This is a genomic window from Heliophilum fasciatum (genome assembly GCF_004341395.1).
Classification (GTDB): domain Bacteria; phylum Bacillota; class Desulfitobacteriia; order Heliobacteriales; family Heliobacteriaceae; genus Heliophilum; species Heliophilum fasciatum.
Window position 1 is genome coordinate 1 of sequence record NZ_SLXT01000035.1, and the last position, 23139, is coordinate 23139.

Annotated in this window: 25 protein-coding genes; 24 read left to right on the forward strand and 1 reads right to left on the reverse strand. The window is 46.8% G+C overall.

Annotated elements, in window-relative coordinates; genetic code table 11:
* The 12 genes from EDD73_RS13195 to EDD73_RS13250 form a co-directional block, all read left to right on the forward strand.
* On the forward strand, positions 1 to 721 hold a 721-nt coding region (locus EDD73_RS13195), incomplete at its 5' end, for a phage antirepressor KilAC domain-containing protein (protein ID WP_207668889.1).
* 261 nt (positions 722 to 982) lie between these two features.
* Complete coding sequence (locus tag EDD73_RS13200) at positions 983 to 1930, forward strand: toprim domain-containing protein (protein ID WP_243116928.1); 948 nt, start codon at positions 983 to 985, stop codon at positions 1928 to 1930.
* A complete protein-coding gene (locus EDD73_RS13205) occupies positions 1927 to 2520 on the forward strand; it encodes a hypothetical protein (protein WP_131920679.1) in 594 nt (197 codons plus the stop codon). The genes EDD73_RS13200 and EDD73_RS13205 overlap by 4 nt, the downstream gene beginning before the upstream one ends.
* Before the next feature lie 86 nt (positions 2521 to 2606).
* Positions 2607 to 3275, forward strand: coding sequence for a hypothetical protein (locus EDD73_RS13210; RefSeq protein WP_131920681.1), 669 nt, complete (start codon positions 2607 to 2609; stop codon positions 3273 to 3275).
* A 92-nt stretch (positions 3276 to 3367) separates the two neighbouring features.
* Positions 3368 to 5554 carry a DNA polymerase gene (locus EDD73_RS13215; RefSeq protein ID WP_243116929.1) on the forward strand — a complete coding sequence of 729 codons (2187 nt, stop codon included), beginning with the start codon at positions 3368 to 3370 and terminating at the stop codon, positions 5552 to 5554.
* A complete protein-coding gene (locus tag EDD73_RS13220; RefSeq protein WP_243116930.1) occupies positions 5533 to 6456 on the forward strand; it encodes a PD-(D/E)XK nuclease family protein in 924 nt (307 codons plus the stop codon). The genes EDD73_RS13215 and EDD73_RS13220 overlap by 22 nt, the downstream gene beginning before the upstream one ends.
* On the forward strand, positions 6456 to 6791 hold the full coding sequence (locus EDD73_RS13225) for a PDDEXK family nuclease (RefSeq protein WP_131920683.1): 336 nt from the start codon (positions 6456 to 6458) through the stop codon (positions 6789 to 6791). Before EDD73_RS13220 ends, EDD73_RS13225 begins: the two co-directional genes overlap by 1 nt.
* Positions 6788 to 7237, forward strand: a complete 450-nt coding sequence (locus EDD73_RS13230; protein WP_131920685.1) for a 4Fe-4S single cluster domain-containing protein — start codon at positions 6788 to 6790, stop codon at positions 7235 to 7237. The genes EDD73_RS13225 and EDD73_RS13230 overlap by 4 nt, the downstream gene beginning before the upstream one ends.
* Complete coding sequence (locus EDD73_RS13235) at positions 7234 to 9144, forward strand: anaerobic ribonucleoside-triphosphate reductase (RefSeq protein WP_131920687.1); 1911 nt, start codon at positions 7234 to 7236, stop codon at positions 9142 to 9144. Before EDD73_RS13230 ends, EDD73_RS13235 begins: the two co-directional genes overlap by 4 nt.
* A 10-nt stretch (positions 9145 to 9154) precedes the next feature.
* Positions 9155 to 9583 carry a dUTP diphosphatase gene (locus EDD73_RS13240; RefSeq protein ID WP_165876521.1) on the forward strand — a complete coding sequence of 143 codons (429 nt, stop codon included), beginning with the start codon at positions 9155 to 9157 and terminating at the stop codon, positions 9581 to 9583.
* A gap of 13 nt (positions 9584 to 9596) precedes the next feature.
* On the forward strand, positions 9597 to 10097 hold the full coding sequence (gene dut, locus EDD73_RS13245; RefSeq protein WP_131920691.1) for a dUTP diphosphatase: 501 nt from the start codon (positions 9597 to 9599) through the stop codon (positions 10095 to 10097).
* A complete protein-coding gene (locus tag EDD73_RS13250) occupies positions 10090 to 10998 on the forward strand; it encodes an FAD-dependent thymidylate synthase (protein WP_207668890.1) in 909 nt (302 codons plus the stop codon). Before dut ends, EDD73_RS13250 begins: the two co-directional genes overlap by 8 nt.
* Before the next feature lie 7 nt (positions 10999 to 11005).
* On the opposite strand, the gene EDD73_RS13255 is transcribed toward EDD73_RS13250, so the two are convergent.
* Positions 11006 to 11197 carry a hypothetical protein gene (locus EDD73_RS13255; protein WP_131920694.1) on the reverse strand — a complete coding sequence of 64 codons (192 nt, stop codon included), beginning with the start codon at positions 11195 to 11197 and terminating at the stop codon, positions 11006 to 11008.
* Positions 11198 to 11266: 69 nt separating this feature from the next.
* Here EDD73_RS13255 and EDD73_RS13260 point away from each other — a divergent pair, with 69 nt between their 5' ends.
* From EDD73_RS13260 to EDD73_RS13315, 12 genes are all read left to right on the forward strand, one after another.
* Complete coding sequence (locus EDD73_RS13260; RefSeq protein ID WP_131920696.1) at positions 11267 to 12532, forward strand: DNA-methyltransferase; 1266 nt, start codon at positions 11267 to 11269, stop codon at positions 12530 to 12532.
* Between the two features lie 11 nt (positions 12533 to 12543).
* On the forward strand, positions 12544 to 12759 hold the full coding sequence (locus EDD73_RS13265; RefSeq protein WP_131920698.1) for a hypothetical protein: 216 nt from the start codon (positions 12544 to 12546) through the stop codon (positions 12757 to 12759).
* The gene (locus tag EDD73_RS13270) at positions 12760 to 13305 is read left to right on the forward strand and encodes an AAA family ATPase (protein WP_131920700.1); all 546 of its coding nucleotides are present in this window, start codon (positions 12760 to 12762) and stop codon (positions 13303 to 13305) included.
* A 57-nt stretch (positions 13306 to 13362) separates the two neighbouring features.
* Complete coding sequence (locus EDD73_RS13275) at positions 13363 to 13659, forward strand: sigma factor-like helix-turn-helix DNA-binding protein (RefSeq protein WP_243116931.1); 297 nt, start codon at positions 13363 to 13365, stop codon at positions 13657 to 13659.
* The gene (locus tag EDD73_RS13280; RefSeq protein ID WP_207668891.1) at positions 13659 to 14012 is read left to right on the forward strand and encodes a pseudouridine synthase family protein; all 354 of its coding nucleotides are present in this window, start codon (positions 13659 to 13661) and stop codon (positions 14010 to 14012) included. Before EDD73_RS13275 ends, EDD73_RS13280 begins: the two co-directional genes overlap by 1 nt.
* A gap of 597 nt (positions 14013 to 14609) precedes the next feature.
* Entirely contained in the window at positions 14610 to 14948 is a 339-nt protein-coding gene (locus EDD73_RS13285; RefSeq protein WP_131920702.1) for a hypothetical protein, read from the forward strand.
* A 36-nt stretch (positions 14949 to 14984) separates the two neighbouring features.
* The gene (locus tag EDD73_RS13290; RefSeq protein ID WP_131920704.1) at positions 14985 to 16535 is read left to right on the forward strand and encodes a tetratricopeptide repeat protein; all 1551 of its coding nucleotides are present in this window, start codon (positions 14985 to 14987) and stop codon (positions 16533 to 16535) included.
* Between the two features lie 554 nt (positions 16536 to 17089).
* The gene (locus tag EDD73_RS13295) at positions 17090 to 17764 is read left to right on the forward strand and encodes a hypothetical protein (protein WP_131920706.1); all 675 of its coding nucleotides are present in this window, start codon (positions 17090 to 17092) and stop codon (positions 17762 to 17764) included.
* Positions 17765 to 18243: 479 nt separating this feature from the next.
* Positions 18244 to 19446, forward strand: a complete 1203-nt coding sequence (locus tag EDD73_RS13300; protein WP_131920708.1) for a tyrosine-type recombinase/integrase — start codon at positions 18244 to 18246, stop codon at positions 19444 to 19446.
* A gap of 460 nt (positions 19447 to 19906) precedes the next feature.
* Positions 19907 to 20254, forward strand: coding sequence for a hypothetical protein (locus EDD73_RS13305; protein ID WP_131920710.1), 348 nt, complete (start codon positions 19907 to 19909; stop codon positions 20252 to 20254).
* Between the two features lie 1144 nt (positions 20255 to 21398).
* On the forward strand, positions 21399 to 21950 hold the full coding sequence (locus tag EDD73_RS13310; protein WP_131920712.1) for a hypothetical protein: 552 nt from the start codon (positions 21399 to 21401) through the stop codon (positions 21948 to 21950).
* Between the two features lie 430 nt (positions 21951 to 22380).
* Complete coding sequence (locus EDD73_RS13315; protein WP_131920715.1) at positions 22381 to 22920, forward strand: hypothetical protein; 540 nt, start codon at positions 22381 to 22383, stop codon at positions 22918 to 22920.
* Positions 22921 to 23139 lie beyond the last annotated feature (219 nt).

A 23139-nucleotide genomic window follows, 5' to 3' on the forward strand; every position in this document is an offset into this window, starting at 1 on the left:
ACGGTTTGCGGCTATTTTCTTGATTAATTTGGAAAAAACACGGTTTCAACGGATACCATACTTGGTTCCATTGGGTTCCTGGACGGACTCTATTAAGTCGTTCCATTTTGGAACGAGTTACTCCAAAGTACCTGTACTGTATCTCTGGACCGAAAAAGGGGCATGGCTTCACGCCAAATCGTTGAACACAGATCGGGCGTGGGAAGCGTATGAGATGTTAATTGATGAGTATTATCGATTGAAAGAACAGCAGTCGGAAGAGAAACAGTCCTATCAATTGCCGCGAACCTTTGCCGAAGCATTACGCCAACTGGCTGATCGGGTGGAGGAAAATCAAAAGCTCCAAGACAAGATCCAGCAAGAAGCTCCGAAGGTCGAAGCCTATCAATCGTTTATGTCGGCAGAAAACGCATTGCCGGTGAATGAAATCGCCAAATCGATGGAGTTGGGACCAAATAATCTGTTCAGCTACATGCGTGATTGGCGGCTTATGTTCAAAAATGATGAAGGGTACAATCTGCCATATCAGCAGTACATTAATCAGGGATTTTTCATTGTGAAGACAAAAACCTTTTGGAACCATGGTATCCAAAAGAACTCATCCCGAACCTTTGTTACACCGAAAGGGCAGGAACTAATTTTCACGTTGGCCCGAAAACACCATCTGATCAAAAGAGAGTCGGAGCATATATGGATCAGAAAAAGGGAGAACGCGATGTGAGCGAATGGTTGAAGAAAGAAGAAATTGGAATCGAAAGCGCATGGAACAACCGGGGGTCGTTTTACGGATATATAGATAGAGGACATGTTACAAGACATCGCGGCGAAGGAGGCCTAAAAAAGAGAATGGAATCCCCAGGCTTGTGACAGGTCTTGGTGATACGCTTCAAGTGATAGCGCAAACTTTCGCAATATCGGGAATATACCTCAACATTAAAAGGAGGAATTTTCAATTGGTCATTCTGATGCGGTGATTACAATCATGGGCCGAGACATTCCGGTGGACGTGTGTGCTGAACTACAAAAATACGATTGGAACCAACCACGGTGGACCCCGGATAAACTGATTGCCTGCTCTCCCTTTCGACCCGAACGGCATCCATCGTTCGCTGTCCGACTGGACAATGGTATCTGGATTGACAGCGGCAGTGATGACGAAACATGGCGAAAAGGCAACATCGTGCAACTGTTATCGTGGCTGCGAAATGAAACGGAAATGGAGACGCAGGCATACCTACTGTCGGAATACTCCGTGTACACCGGTATCGAATGCAAGACGCTTCAACTTCAACTGCAACTTGAAGCCAAGCGCCGAGAACCGTTATCCGCTGATGTCATCGCCCCGTTTCGTTATCGCCATCCGTATTTATCGGAGAAACGGGGGATTGATGAAACTGTTCAACGTGCATTTCATATCGGCTACGACCGGAAGCAAAAAGCCATCACGATGCCGTGGTTCAACGGGCGGGGCCAACTGGTCAATATCAAATTCCGAAGTGTGGCAAGCAAGCGCTTCTGGTACTATCCCGGCGGACAACCGATTCGTGAACACATCTACGGCGCACATCAAATTGCCGAGACAAGACCTGCGAGGGCGGTGATTGTGGAAAGCGAGATTGACGCGATGACCCTGTGGCAAGCGGGATATGCAGCGATGGCACTTGGGGGCGCGAATCTATCAGACAAACAGCGGTCGCTGCTTATCCGGTTACCGGTTGAGGAACTATGGATTGCAACCGACAACGACCGTGCCGGGAAACGGATCGCCCACAGCATCATTCAACAACTGAGCGGATATAAACGACTTTGGATGATCGAACTTCCCCAACATGCGAAAGACATCAACGAGCTATCTACGCGAGAGTTACACGACACAATTCGCAACGCACGAAAAAATACAACAATTTATACAATAGGAGGTCTTCTATGACGAAGGAAAATCGAGAAAACATCAATGCACTTGCAGCCAAGTTTGCGGCCACGAACGATCAATACATACTCACCAAGCTGTACTATGCGGTTCAGCCGTATATACAACGGGAAGCCAAACGACAAAGTGCCAAATCCATGATACCCAAAGAAGACTATGAAAGTATCTTCGGCGAAGAGGTCTGGAATGCTGCCTTGCAATACAATGGAAAATCCCACTTTATGCAGCGTTTGCACACACGCACCCATTCAAAAGCAATCGACATCAATCGCTATCATTTATTCACCGAAAAACGATCACTATGGAAAGTGAACTCCTTGGATTCAGTCACGAGTGAAGACGGAACCCCAGCGATGGATCGAATTCCGGCTCCGGTATCCGTGGAACAAGAAGTTATCACGAAACTCAGTATCGATGAATTTCAACAAAAGAACCCGAAAGAGGGGGTGATTATCAAACTGCTTGCGTGTGGTTTTTCGAATCTGGAAATTGCCAAAGCATTAGGAAAAGCGGGTTATGGCTCCAAGGAACGAAAAGATTTCTTTCATTCTCGACGGAAATTCAAGGAGCATTTTGACGCGAGAGCCTAAGCACATACGGAGGTAAAACTTGATTCATAGTTGCGATTATAGCGAAAAAAATCACAAAAAAGAAGTATGCGAAGGATGATTATTTAATGGGAGTTATCACTGCGAAAGGTAAAGACGCCAAGGAATCTGTGAACAAGAAAAATGGAGCGATTGATTTCAAAAAAGTGTTCATTCGATTGAAAGATGGTGAATCGGTACGGGTCCGATTGTTGTCGCCAGAGGATTATGTAGAGTACCGTGCCCACGGCTTGTATCAGCAAGGGATCTATACGCAGCCTTGTATTGAACCGACAGGGCAACCCTGCGCCCACTGTGAGGCGGCGAAGGCCGGTGTGGAAGCATTTGAACTACTTCGTGCTCGTAAACGCTATCTCTTTGCCATGGCCGATATTGATGAAGGAATCCTGCGTGTGTTCGATGCCAGCCAAGGGCAAGCACACGGAATTATCCAGACGATCGAGCAATACCAGGAAGACTTGGGGGAACTGGCCTTTGTCTTCAAACGAACGGGAACGAAAGTGGACACGAGTTTTACGCTCAATCCGATCATTAAACTCAAAGCCGATGACCGCGAGAAGTTCAAGCGCTTTGACAATGGCGTTGTAGAAGAGGACTTCTATGAGAAGGTGCTTCAACCACGTACCCGGCAACAACAGATAGAAGAATTAGAGAAGGCCGGGTTCCCGGTAGAACAATACTTTGCCAATGAGATTCCGGATGCAGGCGTAAAACCCATTGATGAACTGCCGTTCTAATGATGAACGCAAAACTACGAATGGAGGGATTACATGAACCATCGATATCTACTGCGCCTGATCGAATATGGGAAGCCCAACATCGGAAGGAGATGGCAAAGCGAGAACCCACCTGGGAAGAGGTCTGGTGTAACGGATGGACGAGCCATACCGGTACCGTGAAGAAAGCCATTTTCCAGACAGGCCTTACGGACCTTGACAAGGAACGGCTCAAAACAGTCAAAGCGGCGATCGATGCTGGGGAGATCGGCGTGGGTGTGGAGAGCCTACGGAAGTTCACGAAGGCCCATGCACTCCGGTTGTGGCGTGAGCTACAGGAGCTTCGCAAGCATACGATTCTCAAGGATATGGTGGACAAAACCCCTACCAATTATCGCCTGATACAAACGGAACAACAGTTAGCGCAGTTGGTGGCCGATCTACAGCAGGAAACCATCGTTGCGTTCGATACCGAAACCACTGGCCTTGATGTCTACAACGACGTGATTGTCGGGATGTCGTTGACGCTTCCAAAAGCCGATTACCACGTCTATATCCCGGTAGACCATAAGGTCGGAAAGCAACTGGAGCGAGCCACAGTGCTCAGCCGGTTGGAACCTTTTTTGAGTAGCCCGTATATCGGAAAAGTGCTACATAACGCCAAGTACGACATCCACATGCTGTTACGCCACGGCGTGCGGATGCGCGGACTCGTCCATGATACCCGCGTAGCGATGGCCCTGCTCAACGAGAATGAACCATCGTTTGCCCTCAAGAATCTGGCGACCAAGTACGGCAAATACTTCGGCTTCCATGACACCAGCCACACGTTCGAAGACCTATTTGGCAAAACCCGCTTTGACGATGTTCCATTCGATGTGGCTTTGGTCTACGCCGCCAAGGACACGCACCTCACATGGAAACTGTACCTGTGGCAACGCGAGCATTTGAACCGGTTATCGAAGTTGGATGGGCTGTATCGCGATCTGGAGAATCCGCTGATTGACGTTTGTGTCGATATGGAGCAGGCCGGTTTCCTCATTGATCGGCAATATGCTGTCATCTATGCCGAGGAACTGCGGCAAGAGATCACCAAACTTCAACAATCGCTTCACGATCACTTCGGCAACCTCAACTTTAATTCGCCGATCCAATTAGCCAAGAAATTCTACGATGAACTGCAATTACCGGAAGTCAACGGACGATCGACGGATGTGAAAACGCTGAAAGCGCTCTGCGATAAGCATCCGGGCATCGAAGTGCTACTGCGATACCGGGAACTCAGTAAATTGCTTAGCACGTACGTCGAGTCACTACCAGAAAAAATGAAATCCGATGGGCGCATTCACGGCTCCTTCAACCAAGTGGCCACGGTGACCGGACGATTCTCCAGTAACGAACCGAATCTGCAGAATCTGCCCACGAAGGCGCGAAAGCTGATCGTGGCTCCAACCGGCAAACTGCTGGTGGGCAGCGACTTTTCGCAAATCGAGCCTCGCGTACTGGCGCACATCAGCGGCGATCACCATCTGCAAGAACCGTATCTGAACGGTCAGGACTTGTATTCAACGCTGGCAAGCCGGGTGTTCAAGGTTCCGATCGAAGACTGCGGCGATGGGTCGAAGTATCGGAAGATGATGAAGGTCGGGTTGCTTGCAATTCTTTACGGCACCAGCATGTACACGTTATCAGAACAGTTAGGCATCGAAGTTGATGAGGCACAGGCGTTTATCCAAGATGTTTTCCGCACCTACCCGCGAGTGCATTCCTTCATTAAAGATACCCACGAGTTCGTGAAAGAAAACGAGTACGTAGAGACGCTTTACGGTCGTAAGCGCCGCTTTCCCGGACATCGGCAGAAAGCTAAGGTCTATGACCGCACGGTCGATGAAATCTGTCGGTTGCTTGGTGTCGACGAACTGCCCGTAGACTTCTGGCAAAACAAAGCGATTCCTCGCGAGCTTAAAAATCAATTACGCGATGTGAAGCGCGACGTGGAATCGGCCCGTCGCCAGAGCGTCAATGCCATCATCCAAGGCACCGCTGCCGACATCATGAAGCGAGCGATGTTGAACTTGCATCAATACTGCGTGAAGAAAGGATGGGCGCTGTGCGGGACAGTCCACGATGAAGCATTGATAATCGTTGACGCATCCATCAGCGCACAGGAAGTGGCCGAACTGGAACAATGCATGACCTCTGCTGCTCAACTGGATGTTCCATTAAAAGTGGACACCGATCTGATGACCCGATGGGGAGAAGGCATTTCAAAAAAGGAGTGGTTTATATCGGCAGCTTAATCAGTCGCGCCGGGGCCAAAGAACTGCGTGATGAAGTGGTCTCATGGAAAGCGGAACGGGGCCGTGAATTGACCACAGCCATCCTCGATCACTTTGACGCTATTCATTCCATCGATGTAGACCTTGATATCGAAATCGAGCGCTACTTTCTCCAAAATGAACTAAACGGACTTGATCCCAATCGCCGGGATGTTCACTTCCAGCCTGGTGTGTCGATATTCTCGCCATCATCGGCCTACAAATGTGAACGCGAACTTTATTACAAAGCGATCCGGCTTCCGAAGTCGATGGAGGATCGTTTCCCGTACCAGCGAAGATGGGCACGCAATGGAACGGCTGTTCACACCGCTGTCCAACGTGACCTGCTGTATGCCGAGAAATATCTTACCCATCCGCGATTCAAAGTCCGGCGTCTGTCTGATGGAAGTCCGGCATGGGAGCGGAATGTTCGTCAGGTTCGGCTGATTGACAGTAATGTCCCGTTTCAAATCTTCGGAATGATGGATGGCATTCTTACCTATTGGGACGGCAGTTCCATCGGCCTGGAGTTCAAAACAAAGTCCACGACGATTGCCACGGTGGGTACCTATTGCATGAAAGATGCACAGGAGGATCACAAGTTACAGTGTATTGCCTATTCGCTGCTCTTTGATCTCGACGAGTTCCTCATTGTCTATGAATCACTGGCGAAGGACAGTTGGACGAAAGGGGCCAACGCAAAACCGGATATGCGAGCTTTTTACTTACACGTGACCGACGATGACCGCAGCCAACTGATCGACAAGTTTGCTCGTATCGCATCGATGGTCAAGGCGCGAAAGATTCCTCCGGCGGATTCAACGAAGTGCATCTTTTGCCCATACAAACCAAGTTGCCAATCGAACGCAGTGGAGATCGCGTAATGGTGCGAACGAACTACCAACGCGGCTATGAGATCGAACGGAAGATTGTGCATGAACTGACGGGGCGAGGGTATCTGGTGCTTCGCTCCGCTGGTTCCCACTCCAAGATTGATGTGCTCGGCGTGAAGAAAGAACGCATTGTCGCAGTGCAATCCAAGCGTACCAAGCGGTTCTTGATGTCCAGCTATCAAAAGGAGATCGCGGAGATTCAAGCGTTAATCAACGACTACGATTTCGGCGATGTGATGGACTTTGAACTGTGGGTCTGGATTGACCGGAAGGGATTTCGCAAGTGGAAAGTTACCGCCGACAATGTGAAAGAGGTGGCATCATGACTACAGTGCGTATCGGAGGAATCAACGATCTGAATACCTCGGACAGCGATGGCATCACGGTGAGCATCTATTTTCAAGGGTGCTATCGTCAATGCCGGGGTTGCCATAATCCTACGCTGCAATCGTTCCATGATGGTGTGGAAATGACCGTGGAATCTATTGTTTTCTACATCAAAAAACACCGTAACTTCTATGATGCCGTCGCGTTCCTTGGTGGTGAACCGCTGGAACAACCGGAGGCGTTACAGGAACTGCTGCTCGGACTGAAAGCCATCGGACTTGAAACATGGCTCTACACTGGCTACCAATTGGATCAAGTGCCTGACGCGATCGCGATTCACTGCGATGTTATCGTTGCCGGAGAATACAATCAGCAATTGCGAACCGGAGGTTTCCCTGCAAGTTCCAATCAAATCGTACTCGACAAACGGAGGAAGGCAGCTTGAAATTATCGCTTACTTTTGAACCGGAGTTTGATGGGCTGTATCAAAAGTTCGCCAATGATCCGATCGGCAAAAAGCAGTTAGCGCTTGAGGGGATCAGCCCTAGCAAGATTGACGTCGGGCAGATGTCCCATGATTATTTCACGAAGCGCCTCGCGGATATCAGCATCGATCAGAACGCTAATTCCAATGAGGAGATGTCAGCCAACAACTATCAGGCTGAGATCACCAAAGGGATTCTCAAGTTGGAGGGCTACTATCTCCTTTGGCGCTACGCGAAGAAACGCTTTGGTTTTCGCCGGGCCAATCAGTTGATCAGTGCTATCTGGCGTGGGCAGCTATACTTCCACGATAGTTCCGGCCACGGGATTCAAGTTCCGTACTGCTTTGCCTTCTCGACAGCAAACCTGATGGTCGACGGCCGTCCCTATGGGCAACTGCACAGCTTGCCTCCGAAGCGCTCCGACAGCTTTGTGGCACAGGTTACGGAAGTCGTGATGGATCTCAGTCAGGAGTTCGCGGGGGCTGTCGCGCCGGGAGACCTCATTGTAAACCTGGCGTGGTATCTCAAGCAGGAAGGTCGTGATCCTGATGAAACGGAGGACCGTGCCTACATTCAAAACTTGTGGCAGAAGTTTGTTCACGTGGCAAATAACAAGTTTAGAATCTCGGGTCAATCGCCGTTCTCTAACATCTCCATCTTTGACCGTGAGAATTTGAAGAAGCTATTTGCCGAGTATCGCTATCCCGACGGCACAGGGATCGATGTTGAGTACGTCATGGCAGTGCAGAAAGTGATCGCTGCGTTCTTCGCGGAAGGCGATCCCAAAACCGGCTTGCCTTATCGCTTCCCGGTGATGACGGTCAATCTTTCGGTTGATGAAAAACGCCAGCCGGTCGACCATGATTTCCTTAATTTCATTAGCGAGATCAATGTAAAGCTCGGTTCGCAAAACATCTACGCCAACGAGGGTTCGAAGATCGCGATGTGCTGTCGCTTTGTAAATGATACCGAGCGGATGACATATCGGGCCGACAGCTTCGGCAACGGCGGACTGAACATCGGCGCCCACAGAGTTGTCACCATCAACTTCCCGCGAATTGCGCTGGAAGCCCGTGACCGCAAGCACTTCTTTGTGCTGCTGGATCGCCGGTTGAAGATGGCAAGGGATCTACTGTTGGTGCACCGTGAAGAAATCTTGCGCCGTCGAGTCGATCAAGGATTCCTCAAGTTTTTCAAACCATTACAGTGGTTCACCTTGGACATGCTGTTCTCCACGATTGGTATCCACGGCCAGTACGAGATGTGCCATTTCCTCGGGCTGGATATGGAAACCGCAGAAGGACAAGTATTCACGGAAGAAGTCCTGAAGCGCACCGAGGAATATGCCGTGGCCTTTAGCAAAGAAACCGGTCATTCCTTCAACACAGAAGAAATCCCGGCAGAGAGCACAGCAATCACGCTGGCTAAGAAAGACCAACTGGCCTTTGGTGATAAGCAGCCCTTTGAACTGTACTCAAACCAGTACATTCCGTTGAGCGCCGATATGGGCAGCGTGGATCGCATCAAGCTGACCGGGCGCTTTATGAAACACGTCAGCGGCGGAGGCATTCTTCATCTTAACGTCCAAGAGCGCATTACCGATCCCGCGATCATGAAGAAGCTGATTCTCCTATCGCTGGGCGAGGGCGTGGAGCACTTCGCGATCAACTACGGCTTTGGAATTTGTGCACAGGGGCACACGTCGATCGTCGGAAATGGCACCACCTGCCCCATCTGCGGAGGACCAATTGTTGATCACCTGACGCGGGTGATCGGCTACTTCACGAAGGTTTCTTCCTGGGGCGATGTGCGAAAGAACTACGAGTACCCGAAACGGCAGTTCAATTCATTACAACAAGCAGGGTAGGAGGAACACCATGAATATCAAGATGATGAAACTTCACTATGATGCGATTCTCCCGACACGCAAAAGTGAATATTCAAACCGCTTTGATTTATACGCACTGGGTACTGTTCCCCCTGATGAACTCTACCGGTTGAATGAAAGCCGTGGGTACAGCGAGTATTGGGTTTATCCTGGAGAATTTGTTCTTGTGCGGACAGGAATCGCAGTAGAACCGCTGGAGGATATGGACGCACAAGTACGATCAGTGATAAGCAGCGTAACTGCAGACAAAAAAGTTACCTTGCTGAATTCGCTGATTGCACTTGAAACCTCTTTTTTCGGTGAACTGGCGATTATCCTCACGAATGTTGGTGACGAGCCAATATGCATCCGTGAAGGAGATAAAATCGCACAACTTGTCTTTCCTCCAGTGATCATCAACCTAGAACACGCAGCGTAGAAAGGAGCATTGCATGAAAGTTCTGATCAATCGGTTGCATCCGGGTGCCATTATTCCCGAACAGCAAACCAAAGCTTCCAGCGGCTTTGACCTCTACGCCTTGGACGTAGTCAGCGCCGGTAACGTCAGCGATCCCTATAATGATTCGTTTGAAACGATCGAATTACGCCCCGGCCAGTGGGTACTTGTTCGCACCGGTATCGCCATTCAAGTGCCATCCACAATGGAAGCGCAAATCCGACCCCGTAGCGGGTTAGCGTTGAAGCACGGTCTTACAGTCTTGAACAGCCCCGGCACGATCGATGCCGATTATACCGGCGACATTGGCGTGATCCTCATCAATCTCGGGAACAAGCCAGTTGATATCTCCAAGGGCGATCGCGTGGCACAACTAGTATTCCAGCCCGTACATCATGATATTGAGTTATTGCCCGTGAAGCAGCTTTCATTTACCCAGCGTAGCAACGGTGGATTTGGGCATACAGGAACGAAAAGGAGTGCAGATATTGCGTAAATTCACCATCGACATTGATCAAATCGCCTGGAGTTCTCGCGTCTGCCTTGACCCTGAGCGCATCCCGGATATTCGTAAGATCGAGCACTTCATCAACGAGAACTTCGTCAACGAAGGTGACCAAGTTCGCCAGTACGGTCGCGTGATCGTACTGCGCTCCACGGACAAAGGCCGCAAAGCCAGTGCTTTCGCTTCTGCGCTTTACCTCGGTCGCTACGATGATATGGGTAACACAGATCGCTTCCTGCACGGCATGGTCAGGGCCGGTCATTCCTACGAGCCGATTAGAGGTGAGAGCGTGAGCTTCCTGTATATCGGTGTAGGCAAGCCAACCTACGATCAACTCGTGACCTACACAATTCGTAATCGCCGCATCGCCGGTGGCTTTCGTGCCAACAAGCCGTGGGGTTACGTTATTCCAACGGAAGCTCGCGACACCTTGGCGTACAGCAAAATGATGGAAGCGCAGTTGGCCCGCTGTGAGCAACTGCGGCAGGAATCGAACGAACCGCTGCAAGCCATCCGATCGCTGTACCCGATGGGCGTGATGATGCCGCCGTTCATGCTGGACTTCTCGGAGGAAGCGTTGGCGAAGCACGTGTTCAAGCAGCGGCTTTGGGAGCGCGGCACACAGGGGGAGACGTGGCAGATCGTCAATGCCATGTTCGAAGCTGTACGCCAACTGGACCCGGAGAAGTGGGAAACTCTGCGGGAGCACCACGCCCACAGCGAGGACCATCGCCGGGCCATGTTCAACTTGAGGGAACAGCGTCCCACACTGCGGCAACTGTTGGCCCAGTTTGGCCCGCTTAACGGCGACCTTGGGGATACGGACGTCTATGATTTGCTGATGGGCACGATGGGCAAACGTGAAAAGACGATGTGGGAGAAGGCCAGCTAAAAACGCTTTATTTTATAGGAGGATTTAGAAAACTGGGCTTATTTGAAGTATCAACTTTTTTATAAATTTGATCCAGAACATATAAGCCTGGACTTAGGAAGCCGATTACACCAAAAAAAACTGCAAAATTAATATCCAAACTTGTACCTATTCCAAAACCTATTAAACCTAAAAAAATAGATATAAAAATCAAAGCCATACTACTCCACCTTTCCATCTTCAATCACAAAATCCGATTATTTCAAAACCATTATACGGGGGATGTAAGTTGAAAATCAACGACATTAAAAATTCAGTACTGGTCGGTGACAGCCTCGAAGTCCTTAAAACGATGCCCGACAACTCCATCGACGCCTGTGTGACCGACCCGCCCTACGGCTTATCGAAAGAACCGAATATCCGCGAAGTGCTCACGAAGTGGATGGCTGGCGAGGACTACACGCACAGGGCGAAAGGTTTCATGGGCAAGACGTGGGACTCCTTCGTACCCGGCCCCACGATCTGGACTGAGGTAAACCGCGTACTGAAACCCGGAGGGCACATCTTGTGCTTCTCCGGGACTCGCACACAGGATCTCATGACCATCGCGCTACGCATGGGCGGCTTTGAAATCCGCGATGTCATCGAATGGCTGTACATCAGCGGCTTTCCCAAGAGCATGGACATCAGCAAAGCCTTCGATAAGAAAGCCGGTGTCGAGCGACACATCATCGGCCAGCGCGAAGTCGCCGATATCCGCAACGGCCACGGCCGCGAGTATGGTTCAGCGATGTTTGCGGGGGAGAAGACTGGCAAGATTGTTCATTTCATCAGTGAGCCTACGACCGACCTCGCTAAACAGTGGGACGGCTGGGGTTCATCGATGAAGCCCGCACACGAGCCGGTAATTATGGCGAGGAAACCGCTGATTGACACCATCTGCGATACGGTCGAACAGTACGGCACAGGCGCGATCAACATCCGCGACTGCCGGATTCCGTTTAACAGCGAGGATGAACGGAAGAAGCTGCGTCATCCACCGGTTGAAAATCAGGGCAACAGTTGGAAGAACTCTAGCGAAGTGATCGGCTACATGACGCCTGACGGCTTGCCACCAGCGGAAGGTCGATTCCCGGCCAACTGCGTAACCATCGACGCTGACCAGTGGTTCAGCCCGTACTTCAACATCACGCCACAAGAGCTATCGAAGAAGTCCAGTAAAAAAGACCGCAATTCCGATTGGCAGGGCAATGTCATCAACTTGGAAGAACGTCGCACCTATCCCGGAAGCGGTCGGGGAGTTATCAATAGTGCCTATACGATGGACGGAAAAGAGCGTAAGCCGGTCAAAAGTCGCAACCATCACCCGACAGTAAAGCCGGTAGACCTCATGGCGTGGCTCATTAAGCTGGTCACGCCGCCAGGGGGCACGGTGCTCGATCCCTTTGGTGGAAGCGGCAGCACAGCGGTGGCCGCGAGGAAGCATGGCTTCAACTATGTTCTGATTGAGCGTGAGGAAGAGTATGCGGAAGTCGCAAGGGCAAGAGCCAGTTAAGGAGGCACAGCATGGGAAAGGTCATCGACTATCGCACACTACTGGCCCAAGCGGAAGGGGAAGCGCGGCTGTTCGTTATCTACGTTAACAACATGATTAACCTGCAAAAAACCGACCGCTTTACCTACGAGGAACTCGATTACTATGAAAAACTGAACAAACGATTGGAACTGCTCCATCGTTGGAAAACAGTTGATCAACAGCGAAAAGAAAGGACTGCTGCATAAATGACAGGAATGAAGATTGCTTTGACAGGGAAGATGCGTGCCGGAAAAGACACCGCTGCCGATTATCTTGTGAACCACTTCGGCTTCAAACGCTTTGCCCTTGGCGACGGCATCCGCGACCTCTGTGGTCAACTGTTCCCCGGCGCTGACGCTGAAGGTAAACCGCGCACGCTGTACCAGAACGTGGGGGAAGCCATGCGGAAGATCGAGTCTGACGTGTGGATCAACCATCTGCTACGCCGTATTGATGAAGAAACACGCCATGGCGACAACATCGTGGTCACCGACATTCGCCAGTGGGAAGAGTATTTCTCGATGATGGACAACGGCTTCATCATTGGTCGCATCAATGCTTCAGAAATTCAGCGCATCCGTCGCATGAAGGCGCTGGGCGATCAGGTCAATATTAACCGCATCCGTCACAAGACCGAGAAGGTCGTGGACAAGCTGTTCGTCGACTTCGAGATTGAGAACGAAGGCTCTGTAAGGGAACTGTATCGCCAGATGGATCAAGTGCTCATCAATCTGACAAAGAAGGTGGCGTAACTGGGGAAGGTAGTTGATCTCGCGACCCGGCAGCGACGGCTCGAAGACGCGTACCCGTTGGATAAGGATTACGGCATCTACGCCATGCTGATCCACCTGCACCACGTCAGGGAATCACGCTACACCCGTGGCGACTATGACGCCAGCGTATTGCTGCTGGACTTAGCGCAGTCCATCCGCGAAGCTCAGCTAACCCGGCGACAGCGGCAGGCGTTATATCTAGTGTTCCTTCGCGACTTCACACAAAGGGACGCAGCGCACTGGCTGAACATATCGCAACAGGCAGTCAGCGATCACGTTCGCACCGCAATCCAGCGGATTGCCGAGGTAAGCGAACATAAGGAGGTGGCGTGATGTCTGATACTCCCGATTACAAGAACTCGTTCCGGCAAGCAGTCACACAGTTGGTATCGCAGGACATGCCGGTTCCATGGCGAGTGAAAGCGGTCGATGATCTGATTGAAGCGTATGTAGCGCAAGTTGACGAAGTACCCGATGGGCAACAGTTGGAACAATTGGCGAACTATCTGCTGCGAGATTCCGTAAATCAGCCGGATAAAGTCAGCCGCACGGAATACCCGGCCTTGAACGAAGGGCAGTGGAAGCTGCGGTGCCGTCGTGAGATGTCGTCAGAGCACGTGGGCGTGATGGCTACGTGCAGCAAGGATCGGATGCGGAAAAAACGGTATTACTGTGAGTCAGCGTAACTGAGGCCAGTGAGGAATCATCGCTCTTTGATAACTGCAAAGTCGGGAGCTTCGTTAGGCAACGGAGATCTGACTGGTTCTTTGCTGTAATTTTATTGGTTGTCATAACACCGTAATTACACGAAGTTAATGATTATTATTCTGTTGTTGAAACTCAGCCATTAAGGAACACGAGGTTGAGACATCGCAAAGGTCGCTATTCAATTATGGGAAGGTTAGGTGACAAGCCGCCTTCCGCTGTGGACGCTATGAAGTTGATGGGGCAGTGGGGTTCAAATCCGCTGTCCCTTGGCGTCGGCCAGAGGTGGCCGCAGGGTGAGTATCGCTCTGTGGGGCGGGGAAGTCAAGGATCTTTTACTTCATTGGTTCGTAATATATAGAAGGATTTTACTTTAATTCATAGAATAACTCAGTTAAAAATGTTGCATATGAGGGAATGATTACTTGTGATTTATTCATAACTACACCATTAAGAGATAATCTATACCTAACCTAACTCGTAAAGAAGGAGGAGGGTAGGTAAACTAATTCGAAAAATTCCGCCCAGGGCAATTCCTCGTGCGGTTAATATAAAAATTTTATAAAGGAGTTGGCCTAATGAAGGAAATCGAAAAAGTCCTTGTGTTCCTTACGTTAAGTATGTTTTTTACTTGCACAGTTGTGTGGGCAGGTGAACGAGATCCGAGCGCTTTTTATCCTGCAGATGGGAGCGATTTTCCGCCAGCTACTCCTCTTCCAGTGGGCGCGATTATACAAGGACCACCTAATCCACTCAAATCGCTGCCCGTTGGTTCTTCCTTTGATAGCCCATTAAGTGAACGAGATCCGAGTGCCTTTTATCCCGCAGATGGGAGTGATTTTCCACCCCCTGCTCCTCTTCCAATGGGGGCGATTATACAAGGACCGCCTAATCCGCTGATGCGCTCCTTGCGTTAGTATGTGAGAAGGGGTAGAACCTGAGGAGGTAGGACTTTGGAGAAAAAATTTTTTAGTTTGATATTTGCGTTGTTTTTTTCACTGGTAATCAGTAACGCAACCTATGCGAATGAATCTTCAAGCCTTTCGAGCTTCGAGTTACTTGATGCGGCAAGGCAAATTTATCAAGAAAAAATAGATAAATTACCCGATACTCATAGAAACGACAAGGAATCATTCAAGGCAAAAACTGATGAATACGCCTATGTTACTATTGGAGGCATTAAGTATCTTGCATTTAGGATGGTTCCTCTTGACTACGTTACCGATAATTATTGGTTGATCGGAAAATACACTGATGAAAAATGGCAATACCTAACAGAAGGAACATTTTTCACCGATATAGAAGAGCAGGTTATAAATCGAGATTTCACAAGAACCCCCAGCACAATTATGTTTAAGTATAATAAAAATTTTACAGCTGAAGATGGTGTTCAATATACTGATGAAAAAATTATATCAGTAACAGAAAGACTTAAATCCGAATTTCATGTATTTCAAAATGGTAAATATCTTAATACGTTCAAGCATAGCTCTGATGCAATAGATTTCGCGAAACAATACGATTCATCATATGTAACGGACGGTCTTACTGGTAAGTATTTTTGGGACTACATTGCGATTGCTTTAAGTAACGAGTATAATCAATTGATTTCGGAATTACAGGAAACAGAACTATTGTCGAAAGACTTTAAGAAAACATGTAGTCTATACTTAATTCGAGTTGTTGGAAAAATAGATGATAGCACATACGAGATAAAATTTCCTCAACAAGATGATTATTCATCGATTATGAGAACTAATGATACTATCTTTATAAGACCTGGCAATAAGACTATGTGGCTAAAATATCTAGGAAAACAACCTGCGAAGTTAATCAATGGTTTTGATACGGAAGTTGGAGTATACGAAGAAGTGCCTTTGGATATTGTAAAGTCAATTCATGATCCTATTGCTATAGAATATAATAACAGATTGGCATCGCTTAGATTAAGAAAATCAGAAGCATATGAAAAATTAAAACAACGAAAAGAATATATTGAACAGTATAACAAGAAGTTAGGTCGTGAGTTCGCTGAAAAAATGATAAGTTTAGCAGAGCAATATGAAATTGGTAACGGAGTTGAAAAAAATCTTGTACAAGCTGCGACATGGTATCAACAAGCAGCTACGGAAGATCATGAAAAGGCTCAATTTAAATTGGGCATGTTATACTTAAACGGGTTAGGAGTCGGTAAAAATCAATCTGAAGGCGTAAAATTATTAAAACTTTCAGCAGAAAAGAATTATTCGGACGCTGAATTCATGCTAGCCACTTTGTATTTTCAGGGTTCTGGTGTGAAAAAAGATGAATCGGAATCGAAAAAGTGGTTAATGCGTTCTGCTGAACACGGCAATTCAACGGCAGAATTTGCTGTAGGTGTGATGTACATAACAGGCGAGCTCAACACAATAAAAAATATGAATGAAGCTAGATTCTGGCTTAAGAAATCCGAAGCTCAAGGGAATAAAGAAGCAACAAAAGTACTAGAACAAATAAAAAATTAGAAGTTACAATTGTTAGGATTAAAACTGAAGTAACAGAATTAAGTGGTTTATTAAAAGAATCTGTCATCAAACCAACTTTAATGATCATTAACCTCTTATAACTCGTCTATAAATGTTGGATTTCCAGCAGCGTAATCACTTCGGTTACGCTGTTTTCTTTGATGTAACCACGCAATCTCCACCCCACCGCCAAAAACCGCCCCACACGTTCCCCGTTACGCCCGCTTCAATCGCGAGCTAAACTGTTTCCACCAGTAACTCCACAGCATCGAACCTGCGCCATCCTGTGACCACACGTGGGGGATGGGTGAAGTTGGTGGATAAATAGCGTGGCATGGATTTTCTAAATTTAAGAAGGTACAAGCAATTCTGCAATTTTTATTGGTGCTTAATTGAAATATCGGATTTAATTATATATACTCTGGATATGGATGCTATAGGAATTATAGATTGATTTTATTGCCTTAATCCGACCACTCTGTCTGCTTTATCTTCGATTAAAATACAATAATAAAACATTAGAATTAGTTTGTACGTTTACTGGAGGGAAACGAATGATTAATAATACTGCTTATGAGATTCGCCGTAATGCCTTTAAAGTTGACGCCACTCACATTATCCAAGCATATTTGAAAACAGAGGGGAGTTTATTTCGAGATCAATTTATTGAACTAATACAAGAAGCATATTTATCTTATGTAGTCGGATGTTCAAGAGCGTCAATTATAACATCCGGTGAAGCGTTGCTTAGATTATTGCTTCATAAAATTGACGATATTTTTTCTTATATTCGAATATCAGACAAAGAAGCTATAGAGATAAAAAAATATCATTACGCCACAGTAATCAATGTTTTGTCTTTAAATAAAGTATATCCATCATATATTATTCAACAAATGAGAAATGTAAAAGATTTAAGAAATATTGCAGCTCATGGAGAATATCCAGTACTTATTCCATGGGATCCCGATGATGGAAGGGACGTTGATGAAATTATAAAACTATTTAAAGGTGAGATTAAAATACCTGAGGCATACGTCTTTCACTTGAATAATGTAAACAATGGTAAAAAACCTAAAAGAAAAGTAGGGTTTGATACTCGTAAGTATTCCTGTAGTTTTAAAAATATGAGATATCAAGACAGGTATGCGGCTATTCAGTATTTATTTGTTATAGAAATTATGTCTTTTATTTATTCTAGTAGGAACAATTTGTTTTTTATTCGATAAAGCGACAAACCTTATATACAACCACCGCCGACGCTGGCTCCCTCAACTGCCACCGTCGGTGTTTCTTTTTCTGTAACCACTGTGTTTCCATAACGGGGGAGCAGCGCGACTACCGCCGCCCCTCGCTAACCACCGTAACCACTGTTCCCACTGCGATAACGCTGCCAGCCACTGTCGTTAAATCGCCCCCCACGTGCCCCGTTAACGCTGCTCAAATCGTGAGGTAAACCGTTTCCCCCACAATAACCACAGCATCAAACGTCGCCCCAACGTGTGCCCTCACGTGCCGTTTGCTAATAATTAGGCGATAACTGCGTTGCAAATAGCGGGGGAGAAGCGTAACTCTCGCTAACCACAGTGCCTCCGTTACAGGGAACCACCGCCTAAAACATTAACTTCACTTCTGCCGCCATCAGAGATAACCTACACCTGCCTCCAAAGTCAGTACCTCACGACACCATCGAAGGAGCGGGTTGATCATGGCGTCAGCGAAGAACAAGAATGGCCAGGGCTGCGTTTATCAGCGAAAAGACGGCTACTGGGTAGCACAGGTTTCCCTTGGTAAGGGCGACAACGGCAAACCGAAGTATGCGCGTAAGACGTTCAAACGTGAAGAGGACGCACTGCACTGGCGTGACCGGGCGCTCGTAGAGCAGCGGCAAGGCGTGTTCACGGTTCCATCCACTGTAACTTTCGGCGAATGGCTCGATATCTGGCTCACGCGATACGTCCGCCCCCACGTGCGTCCCAAGACGTGGGAATCTTATGAGTACATCGCCCGGCTTCATTTGAAACCCACGTTAGGCAGCGTAAAGGTACAAGCGTTACAGACTGCTCAACTACAGCAGTTATTGAACCAGCGTCATCAATCGGGCCTATCGTCAAGAACAGTAGAATTGATCCAAATCACAGCGCGAGCTTCATTAAAGCAGGCGATTCACGAAGGTCTCGTTAGCCGCAACGCTGCCGAACATCTACGCAAGCCAAAGAAGGTCGCTAAGGAAATCCGCGTGATGACCGTCGAGGAAATGCGTGAACTGCTGACCGTAGCTGACGATGACCGCATGGGCACAGCGTTCCATCTGCTGCTTGGCACCGGGTTGCGCGTAGGGGAACTGCTGGCGCTGACGTGGGCCGATGTTGACCTGGATAAAAGCGTCATCCGAGTTAATAAAGCAGTGGCCCTTGTTAAGAACGCTGATTACGCCAACGACGCCACCGCGAATAAAACTCACGTTATAACGCAGGCGCCCAAGACGAAAAACGGCCAGCGCAATATCCCAATCACCGACGATCTTGTGCGTCATCTACGCCGCTGGCAAGTGTTCCAACATAAGGAGCGACTGGCAGCGGGGGCAGCGTATGAAGGCAGCGGATTGATTGTAACTACGCGATTGGGTCACATGGTTTCCCAGCGCAATCTGGCCACAAAGTTTCACCGGTTGCTGGCAAAAGCGGAATTACCAAAGATGAATCTTCATGCTCTTCGCCACACGTATGCCACACGGTTATTGGAGATCGGGGTTCATCCCAAAGTGGTACAGGAGTTGATGGGCCACGGCAGTGTCCGGATTACGCTAGACACTTACAGCCACGTGCTACCTGATCTGAAGAAACAGGCGATAGGCAAGCTGGAAGGGATGTTAAATACGAGAGCAAGGTGGCAAGGCCAACTCGGATAGTCGCAGGGATAACGATATATCGTGATAATCACGGCGTGAGCTCGACGGCCACGCTGTTTTCTTCTCTATAAACACTAAAGAATGCCGCTGTGGCTACGATTTTCCTCGGTTGCTTCAATAACGAGGCCACACGTTGGCGTTTAAGGCAGGTTAAATCGCGGGGGCGACTGTTTATACCAGGAATAGCGGTGCTCGCAATGTCGGGGCACACGTGGGGCGTTGTGGCGGGATTGGGGAAAGATGGGGGAGTGGGAGGCGGAAAAATAATAAGCGTGGTAACCGTACAGCTTATTTTTAAGTCGTCTATATTGATAATTCGGCATTCAAGGTGTAGGATTGAATTATTGGGAATATATCAATCTACTTTTGATTACTGGGTTAGATAATTGTGGGTAGTAGTGGCATTTACGAATAAACTTTAGTGGACATATAATGTTTATCGTCCAAAGGGGAGAGATAAATGATCGCACAGCAAGTTTGGAACATTATATTGACTAATCTTAAGGATAAGCGAACAGAGTTGCCTACAGCACCAAAAACAAAGAAATCTCCGTTATGGTTTTCGGTGACATTAGATGGTAACGCCATAATTGTTGATAATGCTGCTGAACATAAGCCTTCGTGTAAAATAGCAAAACCTAGAAGGTTGACATACGAAGAGTTTCAAAAGGTCTACCCTCTGTATCTCCGGCGTGAAAATGGTGAGAAAGTCAGTGCCGAGGTAATCTCCGTAACCTTTAATCAAGTTTACTATTTTTCATTGATTAAGCACTTAGGCCAAGAAAAATCTACGGCCTTCCCACAGTAAGCATCACCACGCCTCCTATCAACGGCCGCGCTGTTTCCTTCTCTGGGATAGCAGTTCCTACCAATATCAACGCAATTTTCGACCACCACTATAAAAACCGCCCCGTACGTTCCCCCACACGCCGCGAAAAAAAGTTCCCTAGACCATTTACACCTGAAATAACGTTCAGGGCAACAGTGGGGAACGTGTGGCCTCATGTGGCAAATGGTGATATTTATGAGATAACGGGCATGGATTCCATCGGCAATTTTAGGGCTATACGTGGTCATTGTGCTTGTGCTGTGCTTATGGCATAAACTACGCCCCAGCGCAGCCTTCTTACGCCACCGGTTGCCGATCGATGACCTACGAGAAGCTTCGTTAGGCTGTGATTGAACGAACATAACCGGCGTTAACGATGCCCAACGAGGTGCAAGACGATTTTTGACGATGTCCAAGATTTCAAAACGTGGCTATAATTTGAATTGGGATAGTATGATCTCAGGTAGAGCAACTGACTTGTAATCAGTAGGTTGCGGGTTCGAGTCCCATCGTCGGCTCCATAATGATAACGGAGGTCTGCAGTGATGCAGGCCTTTTTTGTTGCGGAAAATGCGGCGTTTTAAAAGTGGGGCACAGTGGTCGATGGGGTGTAGCGCTGTCCGGCAACGGCTAGTCAGCGGGATTGTAGTTGGTGGTGTAGTGTTGGGGGTATGGTGATGGCGGTGGTGGCCTAGTGATAGCTGGCGTGATGGCAGCAATGGCTAAATTAGAATCAGATAAAAAGAAGTAATTAAGGGATGTCCTTCTTTATTTAGTATAGTTGGGTATTCCCACTTACGGTATAATTCAAGGCCACACCCTAGGATAATAACTATGTCACAATGTTATATTCCTATTGACAAGTACCCTTGAAGATAGTAGAATTAAATTACAAAAAAATCAAAAAGAAATAATTTCATCCCTGTTTTATCTAAATTAGATTTAGCAGGGATTTTTTGTTTACGAGATATTATTTTTATCAAGCTCTAAAATAACTTTTGGCCAAAGGCAATCAGTTATTTTATGAAACAGGAGTATGAAGGGGGGGGATATTAAATTAACGAATCAAAACTAACAACTTCAAAATTATGGATTATGTAAAATTTATTCAGGAGGAATTAAAATGAGTGAAGCATTTAAACTCGCCATGAATGAAATGCGCAACCATTATCGTCAATCTCCTTTATCTCCCTTTAAGTTGGCTAATTCGTTTACTGCTAATATAGCTAATGCGACCAACGGACCTGTGCCAAATGAGCTTATAAAAGTAGCCGATAGTTTCAACCAGGGATTCAGTGGCCAGTTGGAAAATGACAAAAGCTATATCCAGAATTGTGTTAATGAACTAAAAAGCGCCAATAATTTAGATGATTTTAGAACCAAAATGGAACAGAAAAGACAAAAAGCAAAAGATGAAGCCAGTGCGAGGATAGATAAATTATATGACAATCTTACTCAGGTAGGGGTAGATCATCCTGAAAGTCAAGGTTTGATTTTAGATACTGCTGATAAAATCAATTCATTTATTAACAACATAATTAATGCGATTGTTGATTTTGTTACGAATATTGTAAATAATATTGTTCATTGGCTAGAAGAAGCCTGGGATCGTGTTAAGAATTTCTTCGGTAATGTAGCTAGTCAAGTAAGCAGTTTCTTTGGCTCTATATTTTAAATAATGGCCTAAGCTGGGGTTTTCACCTACTATTTTTAAACCGTCGATTTTCGAGAACGACTTAGACTGTGGCCCGTAAGAACAGCACATTGAAAAGTGCCCTCTTACGGGTCATTTCCACATTTAAATGAAATTAATGCTGTAGGCGGAAGAGCAGATAATTAAGAAATGAAAAATGGCTTTTTATCTTAAAGATGCAAATGGAAAAGGAGCAAGTGAATATCTCAATGAATCTAAATCCTAAAGTACATATTATTGACTAATAAAATAGTGGGATAACAGAGCGAACGGCAGACATAGACGTTTCTCACCCTTGTTCAACATACGAATTATCTGTTTGCACGGGCCACGAGTTTGCTGTGATATAATAATTCGAATCACAAGAAATAAAATTGAATAATAGTATGAATTTCATAATGGGGTACATAGAATGACTATAATAGATTTTAAAAGTCGAATGGAAGCAATACGCAAAAAAAAGAACTCAACTTCCAGTATAGCTATTATCAATTCATTTAGTAATATCCACGATTTAAATCGCGAAACCAATAATGATAAGATTATTCAAGTAACATTGGAATTTCAAAATTCTTTAAAAGTTATTACTACTAAGATTGAATCGCTAATAAATGAATGTATTCAAGGATACAAAAATACAGGTGATGCTAGATTTCTCGCTAATGAGCTACATGAACTAATTAACAAACATAAGAAAAAAACTGAAGAAATAGTAGACTTATATTATGATAAAATAATATCATTGGGTGAAGAATTCCCGGAAGAGCAAAGTGTTATACTGTTTATGGCTGATATGGCAAATTCTTTACTAAATGAGCATTTGAATGAAATGTCTGAAATCATTAAGGCTATTGTAGACGGTAGAGTTAACGAGGAAGAAAAAAATATCAGCGTTTTTTTTGATAATCTGATCAGAAAAGTGAGTTTTTTGTTTAAAAATATCTTCAAATGAAATTTAAGATGGGATGTGTCTAAGCTAAGCGAAAACCCGATAACCTAATAGTATCAAACGAGTCTCTCCTAATTTATAAACGATGTTGGTCGCGAACCCCTATGGTTTTAGTAGGAATTCCTTTTTAGAGTCCGTCCAGGAACCCAATGGAACCAAGTATGGTATCCGTTGAAACCGTGTTTTTTCCAAATTAATCAAGAAAATAGCCGCAAACCGTAC

Excerpts from the sequence above, each read along its gene's own strand:
- dut (WP_131920691.1), top strand. The coding sequence starts at position 9,597 with ATGAAAGTTCTGATCAATCGGTTGCATCCGGGTGCCATTATTCCCGAA.
- EDD73_RS13280 (WP_207668891.1), top strand. The coding sequence starts at position 13,659 with ATGTCTGATACTCCCGATTACAAGAACTCGTTCCGGCAAGCAGTCACA.
- EDD73_RS13210 (WP_131920681.1), top strand. The coding sequence starts at position 2,607 with ATGGGAGTTATCACTGCGAAAGGTAAAGACGCCAAGGAATCTGTGAAC.
- EDD73_RS13295 (WP_131920706.1), top strand. The coding sequence starts at position 17,090 with ATGATTAATAATACTGCTTATGAGATTCGCCGTAATGCCTTTAAAGTT.
- EDD73_RS13230 (WP_131920685.1), top strand. The coding sequence starts at position 6,788 with ATGACTACAGTGCGTATCGGAGGAATCAACGATCTGAATACCTCGGAC.
- EDD73_RS13265 (WP_131920698.1), top strand. The coding sequence starts at position 12,544 with ATGGGAAAGGTCATCGACTATCGCACACTACTGGCCCAAGCGGAAGGG.
- EDD73_RS13315 (WP_131920715.1), top strand. The coding sequence starts at position 22,381 with ATGACTATAATAGATTTTAAAAGTCGAATGGAAGCAATACGCAAAAAA.
- EDD73_RS13205 (WP_131920679.1), top strand. The coding sequence starts at position 1,927 with ATGACGAAGGAAAATCGAGAAAACATCAATGCACTTGCAGCCAAGTTT.
- EDD73_RS13255 (WP_131920694.1), bottom strand. The coding sequence starts at position 11,197 with ATGGCTTTGATTTTTATATCTATTTTTTTAGGTTTAATAGGTTTTGGA.
- EDD73_RS13285 (WP_131920702.1), top strand. The coding sequence starts at position 14,610 with ATGAAGGAAATCGAAAAAGTCCTTGTGTTCCTTACGTTAAGTATGTTT.
- EDD73_RS13240 (WP_165876521.1), top strand. The coding sequence starts at position 9,155 with ATGAATATCAAGATGATGAAACTTCACTATGATGCGATTCTCCCGACA.
- EDD73_RS13200 (WP_243116928.1), top strand. The coding sequence starts at position 983 with ATGGGCCGAGACATTCCGGTGGACGTGTGTGCTGAACTACAAAAATAC.
- EDD73_RS13310 (WP_131920712.1), top strand. The coding sequence starts at position 21,399 with ATGAGTGAAGCATTTAAACTCGCCATGAATGAAATGCGCAACCATTAT.
- EDD73_RS13305 (WP_131920710.1), top strand. The coding sequence starts at position 19,907 with ATGATCGCACAGCAAGTTTGGAACATTATATTGACTAATCTTAAGGAT.
- EDD73_RS13270 (WP_131920700.1), top strand. The coding sequence starts at position 12,760 with ATGACAGGAATGAAGATTGCTTTGACAGGGAAGATGCGTGCCGGAAAA.
- EDD73_RS13215 (WP_243116929.1), top strand. The coding sequence starts at position 3,368 with ATGGCAAAGCGAGAACCCACCTGGGAAGAGGTCTGGTGTAACGGATGG.
- EDD73_RS13300 (WP_131920708.1), top strand. The coding sequence starts at position 18,244 with ATGGCGTCAGCGAAGAACAAGAATGGCCAGGGCTGCGTTTATCAGCGA.
- EDD73_RS13225 (WP_131920683.1), top strand. The coding sequence starts at position 6,456 with ATGGTGCGAACGAACTACCAACGCGGCTATGAGATCGAACGGAAGATT.